This window comes from Kineococcus rugosus (genome assembly GCF_050871975.1).
In the GTDB taxonomy this organism is placed as follows: Bacteria; Actinomycetota; Actinomycetes; order Actinomycetales; family Kineococcaceae; genus Kineococcus.
On record NZ_JBJLSJ010000027.1, the window covers coordinates 1 to 19,153 of the forward strand.

At 75.3% G+C, this 19,153-nt stretch carries 19 protein-coding genes and 1 tRNA gene; 5 read left to right on the forward strand and 15 right to left on the reverse strand.

From position 1 onward, the window contains the following. Positions 1–115: 115 nt before the first annotated feature. The 7 genes from ACRYM6_RS15585 to ACRYM6_RS15615 form a co-directional block, all read right to left on the reverse strand. Positions 116–1,480 (reverse strand): cystathionine beta-synthase, encoded by a 1,365-nt coding sequence (locus tag ACRYM6_RS15585; RefSeq protein ID WP_432543802.1) that lies wholly within the window; start codon positions 1,478–1,480, stop codon positions 116–118. Positions 1,481–1,530: 50 nt separating this feature from the next. Beyond that, on the reverse strand, positions 1,531–1,893 hold the full coding sequence (locus ACRYM6_RS15590) for a hypothetical protein (protein WP_432543803.1): 363 nt from the start codon (positions 1,891–1,893) through the stop codon (positions 1,531–1,533). Positions 1,894–1,915: 22 nt separating this feature from the next. Further along, positions 1,916–2,746 carry a Bax inhibitor-1/YccA family protein gene (locus ACRYM6_RS15595; RefSeq protein ID WP_432543804.1) on the reverse strand — a complete coding sequence of 277 codons (831 nt, stop codon included), beginning with the start codon at positions 2,744–2,746 and terminating at the stop codon, positions 1,916–1,918. Between the two features lie 92 nt (positions 2,747–2,838). Beyond that, positions 2,839–2,922: transfer RNA gene (locus ACRYM6_RS15600), tRNA-Leu, on the reverse strand. A gap of 18 nt (positions 2,923–2,940) precedes the next feature. Beyond that, the gene (locus tag ACRYM6_RS15605; RefSeq protein ID WP_432543805.1) at positions 2,941–4,245 is read right to left on the reverse strand and encodes an NAD(P)/FAD-dependent oxidoreductase; all 1,305 of its coding nucleotides are present in this window, start codon (positions 4,243–4,245) and stop codon (positions 2,941–2,943) included. A gap of 5 nt (positions 4,246–4,250) precedes the next feature. After that, positions 4,251–5,045, reverse strand: a complete 795-nt coding sequence (locus tag ACRYM6_RS15610; protein WP_432543806.1) for a uracil-DNA glycosylase — start codon at positions 5,043–5,045, stop codon at positions 4,251–4,253. A 16-nt stretch (positions 5,046–5,061) separates the two neighbouring features. Next, complete coding sequence (locus tag ACRYM6_RS15615; RefSeq protein ID WP_432510568.1) at positions 5,062–5,505, reverse strand: SRPBCC family protein; 444 nt, start codon at positions 5,503–5,505, stop codon at positions 5,062–5,064. 37 nt (positions 5,506–5,542) lie between these two features. Here ACRYM6_RS15615 and ACRYM6_RS15620 point away from each other — a divergent pair, with 37 nt between their 5' ends. Next, positions 5,543–5,905 carry an MmcQ/YjbR family DNA-binding protein gene (locus ACRYM6_RS15620; protein WP_432543807.1) on the forward strand — a complete coding sequence of 121 codons (363 nt, stop codon included), beginning with the start codon at positions 5,543–5,545 and terminating at the stop codon, positions 5,903–5,905. Between the two features lie 22 nt (positions 5,906–5,927). On the opposite strand, the gene ACRYM6_RS15625 is transcribed toward ACRYM6_RS15620, so the two are convergent. From ACRYM6_RS15625 to eno, 4 genes are all read right to left on the reverse strand, one after another. Next, positions 5,928–6,860: a Ppx/GppA phosphatase family protein gene (locus ACRYM6_RS15625; RefSeq protein WP_432543808.1), complete on the reverse strand. Its 933-nt coding sequence runs from the start codon at positions 6,858–6,860 to the stop codon at positions 5,928–5,930. Beyond that, positions 6,857–7,381, reverse strand: coding sequence for a DUF501 domain-containing protein (locus ACRYM6_RS15630; protein ID WP_432543809.1), 525 nt, complete (start codon positions 7,379–7,381; stop codon positions 6,857–6,859). Before ACRYM6_RS15630 ends, ACRYM6_RS15625 begins: the two co-directional genes overlap by 4 nt. A gap of 10 nt (positions 7,382–7,391) precedes the next feature. After that, a complete protein-coding gene (locus tag ACRYM6_RS15635; RefSeq protein WP_432543810.1) occupies positions 7,392–7,841 on the reverse strand; it encodes an FtsB family cell division protein in 450 nt (149 codons plus the stop codon). A 213-nt stretch (positions 7,842–8,054) separates the two neighbouring features. Next, the gene (gene eno, locus ACRYM6_RS15640; RefSeq protein WP_432543811.1) at positions 8,055–9,350 is read right to left on the reverse strand and encodes a phosphopyruvate hydratase; all 1,296 of its coding nucleotides are present in this window, start codon (positions 9,348–9,350) and stop codon (positions 8,055–8,057) included. Positions 9,351–9,478: 128 nt separating this feature from the next. Between eno and ACRYM6_RS15645 the strand changes: the two genes are divergently transcribed. Then, on the forward strand, positions 9,479–9,748 hold the full coding sequence (locus ACRYM6_RS15645; protein WP_432543812.1) for a hypothetical protein: 270 nt from the start codon (positions 9,479–9,481) through the stop codon (positions 9,746–9,748). Positions 9,749–9,774: 26 nt separating this feature from the next. Here ACRYM6_RS15645 and ACRYM6_RS15650 read toward each other — a convergent pair whose 3' ends face one another. Together ACRYM6_RS15650 and ACRYM6_RS15655 are read right to left on the reverse strand one after the other, a co-directional pair. Continuing rightward, positions 9,775–10,731 (reverse strand): ROK family protein, encoded by a 957-nt coding sequence (locus ACRYM6_RS15650; RefSeq protein WP_432543813.1) that lies wholly within the window; start codon positions 10,729–10,731, stop codon positions 9,775–9,777. A gap of 11 nt (positions 10,732–10,742) precedes the next feature. Further along, positions 10,743–11,384: a nucleoside triphosphate pyrophosphohydrolase gene (locus tag ACRYM6_RS15655; RefSeq protein ID WP_432543814.1), complete on the reverse strand. Its 642-nt coding sequence runs from the start codon at positions 11,382–11,384 to the stop codon at positions 10,743–10,745. A 110-nt stretch (positions 11,385–11,494) separates the two neighbouring features. On the opposite strand from ACRYM6_RS15655, the gene ACRYM6_RS15660 reads away from it, so the two are divergent. Continuing rightward, positions 11,495–12,007, forward strand: coding sequence for a Uma2 family endonuclease (locus ACRYM6_RS15660; protein WP_432543815.1), 513 nt, complete (start codon positions 11,495–11,497; stop codon positions 12,005–12,007). Between the two features lie 3 nt (positions 12,008–12,010). On the opposite strand, the gene mfd is transcribed toward ACRYM6_RS15660, so the two are convergent. Then, the gene (gene mfd / locus ACRYM6_RS15665; RefSeq protein WP_432543816.1) at positions 12,011–15,598 is read right to left on the reverse strand and encodes a transcription-repair coupling factor; all 3,588 of its coding nucleotides are present in this window, start codon (positions 15,596–15,598) and stop codon (positions 12,011–12,013) included. Between the two features lie 168 nt (positions 15,599–15,766). On the opposite strand from mfd, the gene ACRYM6_RS15670 reads away from it, so the two are divergent. Together ACRYM6_RS15670 and ACRYM6_RS15675 are read left to right on the forward strand one after the other, a co-directional pair. After that, a complete protein-coding gene (locus ACRYM6_RS15670) occupies positions 15,767–17,551 on the forward strand; it encodes a DUF4012 domain-containing protein (RefSeq protein WP_432543817.1) in 1,785 nt (594 codons plus the stop codon). A gap of 154 nt (positions 17,552–17,705) precedes the next feature. Further along, positions 17,706–18,050, forward strand: coding sequence for a hypothetical protein (locus ACRYM6_RS15675; RefSeq protein ID WP_432543818.1), 345 nt, complete (start codon positions 17,706–17,708; stop codon positions 18,048–18,050). A gap of 486 nt (positions 18,051–18,536) precedes the next feature. On the opposite strand, the gene pth is transcribed toward ACRYM6_RS15675, so the two are convergent. After that, positions 18,537–19,136, reverse strand: a complete 600-nt coding sequence (pth, locus tag ACRYM6_RS15680; protein ID WP_432543819.1) for an aminoacyl-tRNA hydrolase — start codon at positions 19,134–19,136, stop codon at positions 18,537–18,539. Positions 19,137–19,153 lie beyond the last annotated feature (17 nt).

Sequence of the window (19,153 nt, forward strand, 5' to 3'; positions counted from 1 at the left end):
GCCCCGCCGCCCCCCCCCCCCCCCGCCCCCCCCCCCCCCCCCCCCCCCCCCCCCCCCCCCCCCCCCCCCCCCCCCCCCCCCCCCCCCCCCCCCCCCCGGGAACCTCAGCGCGAGGTCAGTGGGACAGGGCCAGGTAGGCCAGCAGGTCGTGGCGGGTGATGACGCCGACGGGCTTGCCGTCCTCGACGACCACGGCCGCGTCGGCGGCGGTGAACACCTCCCGCGCGTCGGCGACGGACTGCCCCGACCCGACCAGCGGCAGCGGCGCGCCCATGTGCGCGCTGACGGCGTCCGACATCTTCGCCCGGCCCGTGAACAGCGCGTCCAGGACCTCCCGCTCGTTGACGGACCCGGCGATCTCCCCGGCCATGACCGGCGGCTCGGCCCCCACGACGGGCAGCTGCGAGACGCCGTACTCCCGCATGATCTCGATGACGTCGTGCACGGTCTCCGTCGGGTGCGTGTGCACCAGCGCGGGCAGCCCGGCGCTCTTGTGGCGCAGCACGTCCCCGACGGTACCGCCCTCCTCGGAGTCCAGGAACCCGTAGGAGGCCATCCAGTCGTCGTTGAAGATCTTGCCGAGGTACCCGCGGCCCCCGTCGGGCAGCAGCACCACCACGACGTCGTCCGGGCCGAGGCCCTCCGCCGCCCGCAGGGCCGCCACGACGGCCATCCCGCAGGACCCGCCGACGAGCAGGCCCTCCTCGCGGGCCAGGCGCCGCGTCATCTGGAAGGAGTCGGCGTCGGAGACGGCGATGATCTCGTCCGGGACCGACGGGTCGTACGCGCTGGGCCAGAAGTCCTCGCCCACGCCCTCGACGAGGTACGGGCGGCCGGTGCCGCCGGAGTACACCGAACCCTCGGGGTCGGCGCCGATGACGCGGACCGGGCCCTGCTCCTTGAGGTAGCGGCCCGTGCCGGTGATGGTCCCGCCGGTGCCCACACCGGTGACGAAGTGCGTGACGCGGCCCTCGGTGTCGGCCCAGATCTCCGGGCCGGTGGTCTCGTAGTGGCTGCGCGGGCCGTGGACGTTGGCGTACTGGTTCGGCTTCCAGGCGCCCTCGATCTCGCGGACCAGGCGGTCGGAGACGGAGTAGTACGACTGCGGGTCCTCCGGCGGCACCGCCGTCGGGCACACGACGACCTCCGCGCCGTAGGCCTTGAGGACGTTGCGCTTGTCCACCCCGACCTTGTCCGGGCACACGAACACGCAGCGGTAGCCGCGCTGCTGGGCGACCAGCGCCAGGCCGACGCCGGTGTTGCCGCTGGTGGGCTCGACGATCGTCCCGCCCGGCTTCAGGGCCCCCTCGGCCTCGGCGGCCTCGATCATGCGGGTGGCGATGCGGTCCTTCACGGAGCCGCCCGGGTTGAGGTACTCGACCTTCGCGAGCACCGTGCAGGCCAGGCCCTCGGTCACGCGGTTGAGCTTGACCAGCGGGGTCCCGCCCACGAGGTCGACGACGGTCTCGGCGTAGCGCATGGGCCCATCATCGCCCACCGGCCGCGGGGGTCCGCACGTGCCGCGCGCCGTCACAGGGCCCGGCGCACGGCCACCAGCACCTCCTGCGCCGCGGCCAGCGCCGCCGCGCCGCCGAAGCGCGCGACGTCGGCGCCGACGACCGCGAGCTGGTCCCCCAGGCCGTGGGTGCCCACCCGCGGCAGCTCCCGCCGGGGTTCGCCCTCGGCGTCGGCGGCCAGGTCGGCCAGCGCCTGCGCCGCGGCGCGCACGGCGTCGGCCGGGCTCGGGGCCCCCTCGACCGACCGCTCCAGGCGCGACAGCGGCAGCCCGCGGACCCGGTCGGCCTGCAGGCCCAGGGAACGACGGAGCTCGGCGCGCTGAGGTTCCAGCGCGCCGAGCTCGGGGTCGGTCTCGTGCGGCGTCGGGTCGTTCACGCCCGACAGTCGATCACACGCGTCAGTCGCTGCTGCCGCGCAGGATCGCGATGAGGCGCAGGACCTCCAGGTACAGCCAGACCAGCGTCACCATCAGGCCGAAGCCGGCGCGCCAGGACTCCTTGACCGGCAGGCCGTTGCGGACGCCCTGCTCGATGTAGTCGAAGTCGAGGACGAGGAACAGCGAGGCCAGCACGACGCCGAAGGCGCTGACGAGGATCGCCAGCGGCCCACCGCCGGAGTAGACGCTCGCACCCGTGAAGGCCCACAGGCCGAGGTTGACCAGCCCGAAGACCAGGTACCCCGCACCCGCGATGAGCAGGATCTTCGTGAAGCGCGGGCTGTTGCGGACGACGCCCGTCTTGTAGGCGACCAGCATCCCGGCGAACGCCGCCAGCGTGCCGAGCACGGCCTGGCCGATGATGCCGTCGTACAGCGAGGCGTAGACCGCCGAGATGCCGCCGACGAACAGGCCCTCCAGGGCCGCGTAGGCGAACATCACGCCCGGGCGGACCGTGCGGGACACCTGCGCCCAGATGCCGAGGACCATCGCGACCAGGGCCGCGCCGATGATCGGCAGGAAGCTCAGCGTCCCGCCGCGGACCCCGAAGTAGCCGGCGGCCGCGCCGACGAGCAGGACGGCGAACAGCGACGCCGTCCGCAGGACGACGTCGTCGAGGGTCATCCGGCGCGACTGCGCCGGGGTGGCGGACGGCTTCTGGTACCAGTCCTCGAGCGTGCGGGCCGAGGCGTCCGCGGGCTGGCGCTGGGCCGAGCTGGGCGCGTCGAACGTCGCGTAGCCGTTCCGCTTCCACTCGTTGCTGCGCGCGAAGACCGGGTTCTTGCTCTCCATGGCTCCCCTCCGGAGCTGATGATCCTTGTGGGGTGCAACGACCCGCGGGGCCGCGCCGTTCCCGGCCTCGATCACGGAGTCATCACGATGGGTACCCGGGACGGGGATCGAACCCGCACGCCGCGAACGGCCCGGGGGTTTAAGCCCCGTGCGCCTACCAGTTACGCCACCCGGGCCTGCGCGGGCCCATCTTGTCAGGAGCGCGCGGCGCGCTCGAACTCGGTGAACGGGTGCGACGACGCGCCCGGCGAGACGGCCTCGCGGGGGAACAGCGCCGCCTGCACCCACCCCAGCAGCACGCCCGCCTTGCGGCTGCCGGTGGGGACCGCGGACAGGTGGTGCAGCCGGTGCAGCAACCAGGCCGGGTAGCCGTGCAGCCGCAGGCCGCGGACCTGCGCCACGCCCTGGTGCAGCCCCAGCGAGGCGACGGACCCCACGTGGGCGTGCCGGTACTCCCGCGCCGGGCGCCCGCGCAGCCCGGCCAGGAGGTTGTCGGCCAGCCGCCGCGCCTGCCGCACGGCGTGCTGGGCGTTGGGGGCGCAGAACGCGCCGGGCGCCGTGACGTCGGGGACCGCGCAGCAGTCCCCCGCCCCCCAGGCGCCCTCGACGCCCACGACCCGCAGGTCGGTGCCCACCCGCAGCCGGGACCGGTCGTCCAGCGGCAGGTCCGTGGCCCGCAGGACCGGGTGCGCCTTCACCCCGGCGGTCCACACGATCGTGCCCGCCTCGAACGCGCGGCCGTCGGACAGCTCGACCCGGCCGCCCGCGCAGGACGTCGGGGTGGTGCCGAGCGCGATCTCGACGCCCCGCGCCCGCAGGGCCTGCGCGGCGTACCGGCTGAGCTGCTCGCCGACCTCGGGCAGGAGGCGGTCGCCGGCCTCCACCAGGACGAACCGCAGGTCCGCGACCCGCAGCCCGGGGTGCAGCCGCACCGCGTACCGGGCCACGTCCTCGAGCTCGCCGATCGCCTCGATCCCGGCGTAGCCGCCGCCGACGAACACGAACGTCAGCGCCCGGGCCCGCCGGGCGGGGTCGGCCGAGACCTCGGCCAGGTCGAGCTGGGCCAGGACGTGCCCGCGCAGGTGCACGGCCTCCTCGACCGTCTTGAACCCGGTGGCGTGCTCGGCGAGGCCGGGCACCGGCGGCGTCCGGGCCACCGACCCCGGGGCCACGACCACCACGTCGTAGGTCAGGTCGCGCTCGGCCCCGTCGGCGGTCCGGACCCGCGCGCGCCGGCCGGCGTGGTCGAGGGCGACGACCTCCCCGGTGAGGACGTCGGCGCCGGACAGGGTGCGGCGCAGCGGGACCGCCGCGTGGCGGGGCTCGACGGAACCGGCGGCGACCTCGGGCAGGAACGGGTGGTACGTCATGTACCCGCGGGGGTCGACCAGGGTCACGTGCAGCTCGCCGGGCCGCGACCGGCGCAGCAGCCGCAGGGTCGCGTGCAGCCCGACGAAACCGCCGCCGACCACGAGGACCTCCGCGGGGGCGCCGGGCACGGGGGTCACCCCTGACCACCGAGCCGGGCGGCGCGGGCCACCACCTCGTCGAGCATGGCCTCGGTCAGCCGGCCGGTCGCGGTGTTCTGCCGGCTGACGTGGTAGCTGCCGAGCAGCCGGACCGGGCCGTGCGGGCCGGTGAGGTCGGCCTCGGCGCCGTGGCCGAACCTCGGCTGCGGGCGCGGCACCGCCCACCCCGCCCGCCGGGCGGCGGTCAGCGTCGAGGCCCACGCGATGCCCCCCAGGGCCAGGACGACGCGGACGTCGGCGCCGACCTCGCGCAGCTCGGCGTCCAGCCACTGCGCGCAGGTGGCGCGCTCGTCGGGGGTGGGCTTGTTGTCCGGCGGCGCGCACCGCACGGGCGCGACGATCCGGGTGCGCCGCAGCGCGAGGCCGTCGGCGGCGTGCACCGACGTGGGCTGGTTCGCCAGCCCCGCCCGGAACAGGGCCCGGATGATCCAGTCCCCCGAGGAGTCGCCGGTGAACATGCGCCCGGTGCGGTTCCCGCCGTGCGCGGCGGGGGCCAGCCCCACGACGAGGACGCGCGGGTCGTCGACGCCCAGGCTCGGCACGGGCCGGCCCCAGTAGGGCTCGGTGCGGAACGCGCGGCGCTTGAGGCGGGCGACGTCCTCGCGCCAGGCGACCAGCCGCGGGCACGCGCGGCACACGCAGCTGCGGGCGAGCAGGTCCGTCGTCGCGAGCCGGCGGACGTCGTCGGGGGTGCGGGCGACCGGGGTGCCCGGCGCCGACGGGTCCCCCGGCCAGCCGGTGCCCGGCGGGACGGGCGAGTCGAACGGCACCCCCGTCGCGGGGTGCTCAGCGGGCGACGGTGTCGGCGAGGTTGTCGAGGAGTTCACCGTAGATGCGGTCCAGACCGCGGGGGGCGAAGGTGCGCTCGAAGAAGCCGCCGATGCCGCCGGCGCCGTTCCACTCGCTGGTGACGACGACCTCGGAGGCGTCCGGGCCGTCGTCCTCCACGCGCCACGTCGTGACCAGGGTGGAGTTCGCGTCGCTCTCCACGAGGGCGTGGCGGTCGGTGGCGGTGACGACGGCGCGCACGTCGCGGACCCGCTTCTTGGTGGCGTGCAGCTTCCAGCGCACCTGCGTGCCCGGCCCCTGGCCGCCCTCCAGCACCTCGTAGTCGGTGAACTGCTCGGGCAGCAGCCGCGGGCGCGTGCCGCTGTAGTCGGCCAGTGCGGCGAGGACGCGCTCGGCGGGCGCGTCGATGCGTCGAGTGGTCGTGGCGGTCACGGTGCTCATGCTTCCCACCCTGCCAGATCTGCGGTTGGCTGGACGCGTGGTGACGAGCGGCGCGCTGCGGGCCTGGGCCCTGGGACTGCCCGAGGCGTACGAGGAGCAGACGTGGGGCGCGGCGACGTTCCGCGTTCGGGCGAAGATCTTCGTCATCCTGCACGACGAGGAGGCGCTCGCGTCGGTGAAGGCGTCGAAGGCCGACCAGGCCGAACTGATCGCCGGGGACGGCGCGACGTACCGGGTCGCGTCGCACACCGGGCGGTTCGGGTGGGTGGAGGTGCGGCTGGCGAGCGCCGACCCCACCGAGCTGCGCTCGGTGGTGCTGGAGGCGTGGCGCCGGACCGCGCCGAAGCAGGTGCAGCTCGCGCTGCCCGACGACCTGCGGGCTCTGCTGCCGCAGCGCTGAGCGCCGGGCCGGGCCGGGCCGGTCAGAGGCTGCGGGCCAGCGCGACGGCGATCCCGTCGAGGACGTCGTGCTCGCTGGTGAGGACCTCCTCGACGCCCGCGCGCGCCGCGACCCGCTCCAGCACCGTCGCCCACACCAGCGCCCCGGCGCCGATGACGTCGACGCGGCCGGGGTGCACGAACGGCATCGCCGCCTTCTGCGCCCGCGTGGCGCGCAGCAGCCGCTCGCACGCGGCCAGGACCTGCCCCACCGGCAGCCGCACCCCGTGCAGGCGGCCGGGGGCGTACTCGGTGAGCTCGATCGCGGCGGCCGTGATCGTGGTGATGGACCCGGCGACCCCGACGAGCGTGCGGGTCCGCTCCAGCGGGACGGGGCTGGCCTCCAGCGCGGCCTCGACGTCGGCGCGGGCCGCGGCGACCTGCTGCGCGGTGGGCGGGTCGTCGTGCAGGTGCCGTTCGGTCATCCGCACCGACCCCACGTCCAGCGAGCGCGCGACCTCGACCCGCTCACCGCCGAGGACGAGCTCGGTGGACCCGCCGCCGAGGTCGACCACGAGGAACGGCGCCCGCCGGGCGTCGAGCTCGGCGGTGGCCCCGGCGAAGCTGAGCGCGGCTTCCTCGTCGCCGCTGACGACGTCGGGGTCGACCCCGAGGCGGGCCCGGACCCCGGCGCGGAACTCCTCCCGGTTGGACACGTCCCGCGAGGCGGACGTGGCGACGAACCGCACGGCGGCGGGGGCGTGCCGGGCGATGAGCCCCGCGGCGCGGTCGACCGCGGAGAAGGTGCGCTGCAGCGCCTCCGGGGCGAACGCGCCGGTCCGGTCGACGCCCTGGCCGAGGCGGACGACCTCCATGGTGCGCTCGAGCTCGTGCGCCCGGCCCGTCTCCGGGTCGACGTCGGCGACGAGCAGGCGCAGCGAGTTCGTGCCGCAGTCGATCGCCGCGACGCGCCTCACGCGTCGTCCCCGGTGTGCGGGCAGGTGGCCGGCCAGCCGCCGTCGGCGGCGAGCCGCTCCAGGGTCTCGTCCCCGATGGGGTTGACCCCCGGGCCCGCGGCGAGGGCGTGCCCGACGAGGGCGTGCAGGCACTTGACCCGCGTCGGCATCCCGCCGCAGGAGATCCCGGCGATCTCGGGGACGTCGGCGTCCCCGAGCGCGGCCCGGCGGCGCAGCAGGTCCTCGTGCGCGCGCCGGTAGGCCGCGGCGAGCTCGGGGTCCTGCCCGAGGCGCTCGGTCATCTCCCGCATCAGGCCCGACGCCTCCAGGGTGCTGATGGCACCGGCCGCGACGGGGTCGACGAGGTAGTACGTCGTGGGGAACGGGGTGCCGTCGGGCAGCCGCGGCGCGGTCTCGACGACGTCCGGGCGGCCGCAGGAGCAGCGGTGGGCGATGGCCACCACCCCCCGCGGGACCCGGCCGAGCCGGCCGGCGATGCTGTCGAGGTCGGCCTGGGCGACGGGGGTGGCGGGGCTGCTCACGATCTGCCTTCTACTTCGTCGAACTGGGCGTTCCCAGCCCGGGGGTGGTCGGTGGGGGGGCGTCGGCGGGGTTGCCGGCGATCCGCAGGGACTCCCAGATGTTCTCGTACCAGGCCGCCGACGGCTTCGGCACGGCCGTCGCGGCCTCCTGCGGGGACACCTCGTCGGCCCGGCTCTCGCCGTCGACGACGTACGGGACCTCCCCGGGCCGGACGTACCGCAGCCGCTCCCGCGCCTGGGTCGCGACGTACGCGTCGTCGTCCCAGCGGTCGGCCTGCGCCTGCGCCGCGGCGAGGTCCTGCTCCTGCTGGGCGATCTGGTGGGTCAGCCGCCCGATCTCGGAGCGCTGCTCCAGCCACTTCTGCAGGCTGGGCACGAGGAAGATCGCCAGCAGCAGCACCACGGCGGACAGCACCAGGACGCGCGGGCCGCGGGTGCGGCGCCGGTCGGCCGGGCTCATCGTCGCGGCGCTGCGGCCGCGGGCCGCCGGCGCCGGCCGCGAGTTCGCCCTCGGGGTGCGGCCGGTGCTGCCCGGACCGCGCCCGGCGCGCGACGGCTGGCGGGGCGCAGCACTGCGCCCCGCGGCCCCCGCCTGGCGGGAGGGGCTGCGGGGCGCAGTCGGACGTCGCGTCGCCATGGGCTCTAGCTTCTCCCGGACGCGGCCGTCACCGGGTCAGGCGCGCCCGGTGAAACCGGCCGAGCGCGGGAACGCCTTCGCGCCGGCGTAGCGGGCCGCGTCGTCCAGCTCCTCCTCGATGCGCAGGAGCTGGTTGTACTTCGCGACGCGCTCGGAGCGGGCCGGGGCGCCGGTCTTGATCTGGCCCGAGCCCACCGCGACGGCGAGGTCGGCGATGGTGGTGTCCTCGGTCTCGCCCGAGCGGTGGCTCATCATCGTGGTGAACCCGCTGCGGTGCGCCAGGTCGACGGCGTCGAGGGTCTCGGTCAGCGAACCGATCTGGTTGACCTTCACCAGCATCGAGTTGCCGGCACCGAGGTCGATGCCCTTGGCCAGCCGCTCGGGGTTGGTGACGAACAGGTCGTCGCCGACGAGCTGGAGCTTGCCGCCCAGGGCGTTGGTGATGTGCACCCAGCCGTCCCAGTCGTCCTCGGACAGCGGGTCCTCGATGGAGACCAGCGGGTACTCCGAGACCAGGCCCTCGTAGTAGCCGGTCATCCACTCCGCCGAGCGCTCCGCGCCCTCGAAGGAGTACTGGCCTGCCTCGAAGAACTCCGTCGCGGCGACGTCGAGCGCCAGCGCGATGTCCTTGCCCGGGGCGAACCCGGCCTTGCCGACGGCCTCGAGGATGAGGTCGAGGGCGTCCTTGTTGCTGGGCAGGTCGGGGGCGAAGCCGCCCTCGTCCCCCAGGCCGGTGGACAGCCCGCGCGACTTCAGGACCGACTTCAGCGCGTGGTACGTCTCCGCGCCCCAGCGCAGCGCCTCGCGGAAGGAGGCCGCGCCGACGGGGGCGATCATGAACTCCTGGATCGCGACGCCGGTGTCGGCGTGCGCGCCGCCGTTGACGATGTTCATCATCGGCACGGGCAGGACGTGCGCGTTCGGGCCGCCGAGGTAGCGGAACAGCGGCAGGTCCACCGACGACGCGGCGGCCTTGGCGACGGCCAGCGAGACCCCGAGGATCGCGTTGGCGCCCAGGCGGCTCTTGTTCGGGGTGCCGTCCAGGTCGAGCATGACCTGGTCGATGATCCGCTGCTCGTGGGCCTCGTGGCCGACCAGCGCGGGGCCGACCTCCTCGATGACGGCCTCGACGGCCTGCTCGACGCCCTTGCCCAGGTAGCGGCCCTTGTCGCCGTCGCGGCGCTCGTTGGCCTCGTAGGCGCCGGTGGACGCACCGGACGGCACGGCCGCCCGGCTGAAGGTCCCGTCGTCGAGCAGGATCTCGACCTCGACGGTGGGGTTGCCGCGCGAGTCAAGGATCTCGCGAGCTCCGACGGCCTCGATGGTGGCCACGCGCACTCCTCGTGCTTCTCGATGTCGTCTGTCGACCCGAGCCTAGTCGCCTCCGCCGTGACGGGAACCACCCCCCGACGCCCGACGTCCTGCAGGGTGGGGGCCGACGCCGAGGAAGGGGCAGGACGATGAGCGAGGGTGACAACGCCTGGCGGTTCGAGCTGGACGGCCGGCAGCACGAGATCGACGTCGACGTCGCGTCGATGAGCGGGAAGATCGTCGTCCGGCTGGACGGGAAGGTCCTCGAGGAGGACCGGATCTGGTTCTCCGACAAGGAGTTCCGCTTCCCGATCGGCACGCACGAGGCCGTCGTGGAGGTGGACCTGGCCTACGGCGGCTTCGCGACCCGGTCCTCGCTGCGGCTGGACGGGGCGCACGTGGAGCCGCTGCGGCGCTGAGCCGCCGGCCGCCGCCGGTCAGCCGGTCAGCCCGCCAGCGCCGTCCACCCCAGCCGCCCCGCCCCCACCAGGCCCGACCCGCGGGGCAGGGCGGAGGGGGTGAGGCGGACGTCGGCCAGGTGCGGGTACACCGCGAACTCCGCGAACGCCCGGCGCAGCGGGTCCATCAGCACGTCACCGGCGGAGGCGACCCCGCCGCCCACGACGATGTCGGACAGGTCGAACAGCGCCGCCGACGACGCGAACGCCGAGGCCAGGGCCCGGGTCCCGGCGGCGATGACGGCGCGGGCGACCGGGTCGCCGTCGCGGGCGTCGGCCGTCAGCACCTTCGCGTCGACCCGCTCCCCCGGCCGCCAGCCCTGCGCGAGCGCGGCCCGGACCATCGCCGGGCCGCTGGCGTAGGCCTCCACGACCCCCGAGGCCCCCGACCCCGGCAGCAGCTCCCCGTCGAGCACGACCCCGACGTGGCTGATGAACCCGGCGTTGCCGGACTTGCCCGACAGGATCCGCCCGTCCAGGACGATGCCGCCGCCGATGCCGGTGGACACGACGACGCCCATCATCGACGGCGACCCCTGGGCCGCGCCGATCCACTGCTCGGCCGCGGCGAAGCACTGGCCGTCCTGCGCCAGCCGCGCCCGCGCCGGCCGCCCCAGCACCTTCGCGGCGTGCGCCGCGACGTGCTCGACGAGCGGGAACCCGCGCAGCGACACGATGTTCACCGGGTGCACCGTCCCGGTGACCGTGTCGACCGGCCCCGCGGAGCCGATGCCGACGACGTCGGCGACGTCGGCGGCCGACAGGCCCGCGGCCAGCGCGTCCCCGACGACGTCGTCGACCAGCCCCGCGAGCGCCGCGGCGACCGCGGCGGCGTCACGGGCGTCGGTGGGCACCTCGCGGTCGTGGCTCACGGTCCCGTCGTCGGCGACGAGCCCGGCAGCGATCTTGGTGCCACCGATGTCGATGGCCAGCACGTGGGTCACGAGCCCGGACCCTACCCAGCCGCGCGCTCGCGGGCCCGGGCCGCGGTCTCCAGCTCGCGGGTCGCGGTGCGCAGCGCCGCCTCGGGGTCGACGCCGGCGGCGTGGGCGCGGCGGACCACGGCCAGGAGCTCCTCCCCGACCTGCTCCGGGGTGGCCTGCGCGCTCACCGGCTCGTCGAGGCCGTTGCGCTGCAGCCGCCCCAGCACCTTGTCCGCGCGGGCCAGCGCCGGCAACCCCGGCGGGATCCCGTCGAGCACGCTCTCGCGCGGCTTCTCCGTCGCCTTGATGGCGTCCCAGCCGGCCTGCAGGTCCTCGGCCACGGCCTCGCCGGCGAACACGTGCGGGTGCCGCCGCTCCAGCTTGGCGACGATCGCCGCCGCCACGTCGTCGACGTCGAACGGCTCCTCGGGGTCCTCCTGCGCGACGCGGGCGTGGAAGACGACCTGGAGCAGCAGGTCGCCGAGCTCGTCGCGCAGCTCGGCGCGGGTGCCGTTCTCCACGGCGTCGACGACCTCGTAGGTCTCCTCCACGAGGTACCTCAGCAGCGAGACGTGGGTCTGCTGCGCGTCCCAGGGGCAGCCGCCGGGTGAGCGCAGGCGGTCCATGACGGCGACGAGGTCGAGGAGCTTGCTGCCGGGCGGGGACTGGCTCATGGGCGCAAGCTACCTACCCCGGCCGGCGCGGCGACCCTAGACTCCGAGGGGTCGACCCGTAGGAGGCGAGCGCGATGTCGGTGACCACACCGCTCCCCGCGGGGGAGCCCATGTCCTGGGAACAGTACGAGGCGCTGCCGGAGGATCCTCGCCGTGAGTACATCGACGGCCTCGTCGTCGTGAACCCCGCCCCGGGGCTGCACCACCAGAGGATCTCCGTGGCACTGGTGGCACGGCTGCAAGCGGTGCTCCCCCCGACGCACGACGCGACGGTGGCCTGGGGCTGGAAACCGGGGAAGGACGAGTTCATCCCCGACGTCATGGTGTGGGCCCGCGCCGACGAGACGGACGACAGGCGCTTCACGGGCACGCCGTCCCTCGTGGTCGAGGTCCTGTCCACGAACCGCAGCGACGACCTCCTGCTGAAGATGGCCAAGTACGCCGCCGCCGGCCTGCCCCGCTACTGGATCGTCGATCCCCGCGAGCGCACCCTGTCGGTCCACGTCCTGGACGACAGCGGCGTGTTCCGCGCCGACCGCGTCCTGCGGGACGGCGAGCCCGCCGTCCCGCTCGACGTCGGCCCGGCGGAACTCGCCGTGGACCTCGCCCGCCTGCTGGGCTGACCCCTACCGCGCGTTCCCCGCCGCGACCGCCGCGGGCTGGTCCAGCAGGACGGCGTTGACGAACTCCGTCGCCCAGGCCAGCACCTCGGCGTCCCGCAGCGGCTTGCCCCCGATGCGGGCCGTCATCGGCGCCGGGACCAGCGCCACGTCGAGGGCGGGCTTGAGGACCGTCCCCGGGTAGAGCCGCTTGAGCCGCAGCTCCTTGGACTCCGGCAGGCTGATCGGGGCGAACCGGACCTGCTTGCCCATCAGCGCGACCTCCCGCAGACCGCCCTGGCGGGCGGCGATGCGGAACTTCGCGACCTCCAGCAGGTTCAGCACCGGCTGCGGCGGGGTGCCGTAGCGGTCGACCAGCTCGGAGTGCAGCTCGACGAGGTCGTCGGCGGAGTCGGCCGCGGCCAGCCGCCGGTAGGCCTCCAGGCGCAGCCGCTCGGAGGGGACGTAGTCGTGCGGCAGGTGGGCGTCGACGGGCAGCTCGATCTTGACCTCGGTGGGCTCGGGTTCGGCGTCCTCGTTCGCCGCCCCCGGCACCTTGTTGCGGACGTCGGCGACGGCGTCGGCGACCATCCGCATGTACAGGTCGAAACCCACCCCGGCGATGTGCCCGGACTGCTCCCCGCCGAGCATGTTCCCGGCGCCGCGGATCTCCAGGTCCTTCATCGCCACCGCCATGCCCGACCCGAGGTCGGTGTGCTGGGCGATGGTGGCGAGCCGGTCGTGGGCGGTCTCGGTGAGGGGTTTCTCCGGCGGGAACAGGAAGTAGGCGTACGCCCGTTCGCGGCCGCGGCCGACCCGGCCGCGCAGCTGGTGCAGCTGCGACAGGCCCATCGCGTCGGCGCGCTCGACGATGAGGGTGTTCGCGTTGGAGATGTCCAGGCCCGTCTCGACGATCGTCGTGCAGACCAGCACGTCGAACTTCTTCTCCCAGAAGTCGACGACGACCTGCTCGAGGCGGTGCTCGCCCATCTGCCCGTGCGCCGTCGCGATGCGCGCCTCGGGGACGAGCTCCTTGAGCCGGGCCGCGGTCCGCTCGATCGAGGACACCCGGTTGTGGACGTAGAACACCTGCCCCTCGCGCAGCAGCTCGCGGCGGATGGCGGCGGTGATCTGCTTCTCCTCCTGACCGCCCACGTACGTCAGGACGGGGTGCCGCTCCTCCGGCGGGGTCGCCAGCGTCGACATCTCCCGGATGCCGGTGACGGCCATCTCCAGGGTGCGCGGGATCGGGGTCGCGCTCATGGCGAGCACGTCGACGTTGGTGCGCAGCGTCTTCAGCGCCTCCTTGTGCTCGACGCCGAACCGCTGCTCCTCGTCGACGATCACGAGGCCGAGGTCCTTGAACTTCACCTCCCCCGAGATCAGCCGGTGCGTCCCGATGACGACGTCGACCGAGCCGTCGGCCAGACCGGCGATCGTCTCCTTGGCCTCCCCGCCCGGGGTGAACCGCGACAGCGGCTTCACCGACACGGGGAACTGGGCGTACCGCTCGGCGAACGTCTTGTAGTGCTGCTGGACCAGCAGCGTCGTCGGCACCAGGACGGCGACCTGCTTGCCGTCCTGGACGGCCTTGAACGCCGCGCGCAGCGCGATCTCCGTCTTGCCGTACCCGACGTCGCCGCAGATGAGCCGGTCCATCGGGATCGGCTTCATCATGTCGGCCTTGACCTCGTCGATGCTGACGAGCTGGTCGGGCGTCTCGACGTAGGCGAAGGCGTCCTCCAGCTCACGCTGCCACGGGGTGTCGGGGCCGAACTGGAACCCCTTGGTCGCCATCCGCGCCGAGTACAGCCGGATGAGGTCCCCGGCGATCTCCTTGACCGCCTTGCGTGCCCGGCTCTTGGTCTTGGCCCAGTCCGAACCGCCCATCTTCGACAGCGTGGGCGCCTCGCCGCCGGTGTACCGGGTGACCTGGTCGAGGGTGTCGGTGGGCACGAACAGCCGGTCCCCGGGCTGGCCGCGCTTGCTGGGGGCGTACTCCAGCACCAGGTACTCCCGGGTGGCGCCCTGAATCGTGCGCTGCACCATCTCGACGAACCGGCCGATGCCGTGCTGCTCGTGGACGACGAAGTCGCCGGGGCGCAGGGACAGCGGGTCGACGGCGTTGCGCCGTCGCCGCGGCGCCATCCGCCGCATGTCCTTCGTGGACTGCCCGCCGACGCCGGTGATGTCGGACTCGGTGACCAGGGCGGTCCGCAGCGCCTCGGCGACGAACCCGTGCTCCACGCTGGCGGTGGTGACGGTCACCACTGACGGGGCGGGTTCCTCGACGAGGTCGTCGACGAGCCGGGCCGGGACGTCCTCGCCCGAGAGCATCTCGACCAGGCGCTTGGCCGGGCCGTGCCCCTCGGTCGTCACCACGATCCGCCACCCGGCCGAGGCCAGGTCGCGCAGCTCGTGCAGCGCCTTCTCGGTCTCCCCGCGGTACCCGGCGACGTCGCGGGCGCCCACGCGCAGGATCCGCACGTCCTCCAGGTCGCGCAGCTCCTCGTCCTCGACCAGGGAGGTGATGGACCACCAGGGGCGGCCGGTGGCCTCGGCGTGGGCCCGGACCTCGGCCAGCGTCGCGAACGAGGACGCGCCCAGGTCGACGGGCGTCTGCCCGCCCGCGGCGGCGTTCATCCACGCCGCGTCGAGGAACTCCGCGCCGGTGGCGACGAGGTCGTGGGCGCGGGCGCGCACCTTCTCGGGGTCGGCCAGCACGACGTGCGTGCCGGCCGGCAGGACGTCCAGCAGCGGTTCCATCCCGTCGACCAGGGCGGGGGCGAGGGACTCCATGCCCTCGACCGCGATGCCCTCGGCGAGCTTGGCCAGCACGTCGGCGGCGCCGGGCAGGGTCTCCTGCAGCGCGCGGGCGCGCTCGCGGACGGTCTCGGTGAGCAGCAGCTCCCGGCACGGCGGGGCCCACACGCCGTCCGGTTCGACCTCCAGGGTGCGCTGGTCGGCCACGGAGAAGGACCGGACCTCCTCGACCTCGTCGCCGAAGAACTCCACGCGCAGCGGGTGCGGGCGGGTCGGGGGGAAGACGTCGAGGATGCCACCGCGGACGGCGAACTCGCCGCGGCGCTCCACCATGTCCACCCGCGTGTAGGCGGCGGCCGCGAGCGCCTCGACGGTCTGGTCGAGCCCGACGTCGTCGCCGGCGCGCAGGCGGACGGGCTCGAGGTCGGCCAGGCCCTTGACCAGCGGCTGCAGGACGGCGCGGACGGGGGCGACGACGACGCGCACCGGCCCGGTCGTGGGGTCGTCTGGCGAGGGGTGCGCGAGGCGGCGCAGGACGGCGAGCCGCTGGGCGACGGTGTCGCTGCGCGGGGACAGCCGCTCGTGCGGCAGCGTCTCCCAGGCCGGGAACTCCGCGACGGCGTCGTGCGGCAGGTAGCAGCGCAGCCAGGTGGCGGTGTCCTCGCACTCGCGGCCGGTGGCGGTGACGACGAGCAGCGGGCGCGCCTCGGCGAAGGCGGCGACCAGGGCGGGGCGCACCCCCAGCGGGGCGACGACGTCCAGGGCGGTGCTGCCCCCCTCCTGCGCGGTCTGGACGGCCGCGCGGACGGCGGGTTCGGTGCGCAGGACGTCGAGCAGGCCGGTGAGGCTCACGAACACTCCGGTGACGAGGGGTCCACGGGGGACGGCGAAGAGGTGGTGCGGTGGTGCGGTGGTGCGGCGGTGGTGGTGGGGGGTCGCGACCAGCCTACGACCGGCCTGCGGCACGGGCCCCGCCGCGGGCGTCCGGCGGGCCGGTCCGCTCCCACTACTGTCGCGGCCGTGCCCGGCTTCCCCGACCAGTCCCCCGACGCGGGCCCCGCCCCCCGCGCACCCCGCCGGACCCGCCCGCTGCGGCTGGTGCTGGCGCTGCTGGGCCTGCTGCTGCTGGCCTGGGCGGTGGCCGTCGCCGTGGCCGGGGTGCAGGCCGGCCTGGCCCTGCAGCGGGTCGCCGACGAGGTGCCCGTGCTGGAGACCCGGGTCCGCGCCGAGGACTGGACCGGGGCCGCGAGCACCGCCACGGCGATCGCCGACGACGCCCGCAGCGCGGACCGGGCGACGTCGACGCTGCCGTACCGGCTGGCCACCGCCGTGCCGTGGGTCGGCGACCAGCTGGGGGCCGCGGCCGGGGGTGCGCGCGCGGCGGCGCTGCTCACGGACCCGCTGCCGCGGGCCCTGGGCGTCGTCGACGACGTGCTCGGCGAGGGCCTGGTCTCGGCGGACCGCACCGTCAACGTCGACGGCGTGCGGCGCCTGACCCCGATCGTCACCGACTACCGGGCGCGCATCGAGCAGGCCCGCTCGGCGCTGCACGGGGCCGAGACCCCGGCGGTGCTGCCCGTCCTGCGCGAGCGGCTGGACCCGGTGACGGCCCAGCTCGACGCCGTCTCCGCCCCGCTGGACACCGCGGCCCGGGTGCTGCCGCAGGTGCCCGCGCTGCTGGGGGCCGACGACGGCGCCCGCACCTACCTGGTCGCGTTCACCAACCCCGCCGAGGTCCGGCCCGTGCAGGGCATCGTGGGCGCCTACGCCTACCTGAGCGTCGACGGCGGCCGGATCTCGCTGACCGCGACCGGGACCGACAACGACCTGTACGCCGCGCGCGCCGACGTCTCCGCCGTCGGGGAGGAGTTCGCCGCGCTCTACGGCCAGGACGCGGCGCGCGTGCAGAACGTCACGATGGGCGGCAGCGCCGACGAGGCGGGCGTCCTGACGTCCTCCCTGGTGACCGCGGCGGGACTGCCGACGCCGGACGCCGTCGTCTTCGTCGACCCGGTCGGCCTGGCGCAGCTGCTGGGCGAGGAGCACCCCCCGCTGGACCTGGGCCCGTTCGGCGCCGTCGCGACCCCGGACCTCGCGCACGTCCTCATGTACGAGGCGTACGTGACCTACGGCGAGGACCAGGACGCCCGCAAGGCGTTCCTGGCCGCGACGTCGGCGGCCGCGTTCGAGGCGGTGCTGTCCGACGGCCTGTCGACCGCGGCGCTCGACGGGGCGCGGGAGGCCGTCGGGTCCGGCCACCTGGCGGTGTGGTCCAGCCGCCCGCAGGAGCAGGAGGCGCTGGTGGCCGCCGGGGTGGCCGGGACCCTGGGCGAGCCGCGGGACGCGGTGGCCCGGGTGGGGCTGACGAGCACGGTCCCCTCCAAGCTCGACTACTGGGTGCGCCCGTCCCTGGAGGTCTCGGCGCCCTGCTCGGGGACGGGGACCGCGCAGGGGTCGCTGAGCCTGACGCTGGCGAACTCGGTGCCCCCCTCCGTCCCGGCGTACGTGTCGAACGCGGCGGCCCCGCGGGTGGCCGACCGGCGCACCGCGGCGGAGACCGTCTCGCTGTGGGTGGCGCCGTGGGTGGGGCTGGACCAGGTGACGGTCGACGGGACCGCCGTGGGCGCGGCCGTCGACACCGAGCGCGGCTGGCGGCTGGTGCGGGTGAGCGTGCGGATCCCCCCGGGCACGTCGGTGACGGTGCGCTGGCGCTTCAGCGGTGCGGCCGACGCCCTGCCCCGGACCGTCGTCGGGCCGACGACCGCCACCGCGCCCACCGTGACGACCGGCGACTGCACCCCGTGAGGGTTGAGCCGAACGTGTAGGTCTCGTCACTCTGGTGTCACCTCGTCCCACGAATCGCCCACACCGGCTGGACTCCGGGGTCACGTTCCGTCATCCTGGGGGCCGCCTCGCGATCACAGGGTTCGCCGGGGCACTCGAAGTGGGGGGAACCACCGTGCGCAAGACCACCGCCCGCCTGGCTGCTGCCGGGGCTCTGACCGTCGCCGCTCTCGGCGCCACCTCCGGGGCGGCCTTCGCCGGCACCAGCTACGTCCCGTCGACCCCGACCCCGTCGGTGTCCGACGTCGTCACCCCGTCGGCGAGCCCGACGACCGGGGGCTCCACCCCGTCCTCGTCCTCGACCCGCTCGACCACCCCGGCCGCCGTGGGCGGCTCCAGCGACGAGTTGGCCTACACCGGCGCCGAGGTCCTGCCCTGGGCCGCCGCCGGCACCGTGCTCGTCCTGGGTGGCGCCGCGATGGTCGTCGCCGGCCGCCGCAGCGCGCGCCGCTCGCACTGACGCGACACCGGGCACCGCTGAGGGCCGCCGGGGCAACCCGGCGGCCCTCCGTCGTCACCGGCCCCGGCGCGCCGGCCCGAGGAGGTCGACGGTGCCCCCCCGTCCTGCGCGGTCGACGACCTGCCGCGGCCGGACCACTGCGACCTGCCCGCCGTCCCGCTGCCCGCGGGAGCCGACCCGGACCCTCGCTGTGGGTGGGGGCGGCGCTGCGGGCGCGGGACGCGCTGGTGCCGCGGCCGGGGATCCCCCGCGCACCGCACTCGGCGTTCACGGTCAGCCGGGTCGTCGGCGAGGAGGCGCTCGTCGCGGTCGGCGACACCCACCTGGACCCCCGCTGCGCCGTCGGCGTCGACCGCGAGCGGGAACTGGTGCGCTGCACCACGGCGGTGCGGCTGACGAACCGGCGGGGGCGGGCGTGCTCCGCGCCGGTGGCCCTGGGCCACGGGCCCGTGGCGGAGGCGGTGCTGCGGCGAACCGCCGCCGCGCTCAGCCAGCCGGGGCGTGGAACTTCTGCTGCGCGGGCTCGAGCCCCTCAGCCACGAGCTTCTCCACCGCGTCGGCGGCGTCCATCAGCAGGAAGGGCAGGTCCTTCTTCTCCGTGCCGGAGAACTCCTTGAGCACGAAGTCGGCCGGGTCCTGGCGGCCGGGCGGGCGGCCGATGCCGACGCGGACCCGCAGGTAGTCCTTGTCCCCCAGCGACTTCGAGATCGAGCGCAGGCCGTTGTGGCCGCCCTCACCGCCGCCGCGCTTGAGCCGCACGGCGCCGAAGTCGACGTCCAGCTCGTCGTGCACCACCACGACGTGGTCCACGTCGACGTCGAAGTACTTCGCCAGGCCGGCCACCGGGCCGCCCGAGACGTTCATGTACGACGTCGGGGCCGCGAGGACGACCCGCGGCCCGGGGGCACCGCCGGGCAGGACGCCGAGGCGGACCTCGGCGACCCTGGCCCCGGAACGGTGCCGCTTGAAGGAACCCCGCGTGCGCGACGCCAGCTCGTCGAGCACCATCTGGCCGACGTTGTGCCGGGTGCGCTCGTACTCGGCCCCGGGGTTCCCCAGGCCCACGACCAGCCAGGCGTCGCTCACGCGGTCAGTCCTCCGTC

Bases quoted from the DNA above. Each gene is read 5' to 3' on its own strand.
- ACRYM6_RS15655 (WP_432543814.1), bottom strand. From the start codon at position 11,384: ATGAGCCAGTCCCCGCCCGGCAGCAAGCTCCTCGACCTCGTCGCCGTC.
- ACRYM6_RS15615 (WP_432510568.1), bottom strand. From the start codon at position 5,505: ATGAGCACCGTGACCGCCACGACCACTCGACGCATCGACGCGCCCGCC.
- ACRYM6_RS15635 (WP_432543810.1), bottom strand. From the start codon at position 7,841: ATGAGCCCGGCCGACCGGCGCCGCACCCGCGGCCCGCGCGTCCTGGTG.
- ACRYM6_RS15585 (WP_432543802.1), bottom strand. From the start codon at position 1,480: ATGCGCTACGCCGAGACCGTCGTCGACCTCGTGGGCGGGACCCCGCTG.
- ACRYM6_RS15660 (WP_432543815.1), top strand. From the start codon at position 11,495: ATGTCCTGGGAACAGTACGAGGCGCTGCCGGAGGATCCTCGCCGTGAG.
- ACRYM6_RS15595 (WP_432543804.1), bottom strand. From the start codon at position 2,746: ATGGAGAGCAAGAACCCGGTCTTCGCGCGCAGCAACGAGTGGAAGCGG.
- ACRYM6_RS15645 (WP_432543812.1), top strand. From the start codon at position 9,479: ATGAGCGAGGGTGACAACGCCTGGCGGTTCGAGCTGGACGGCCGGCAG.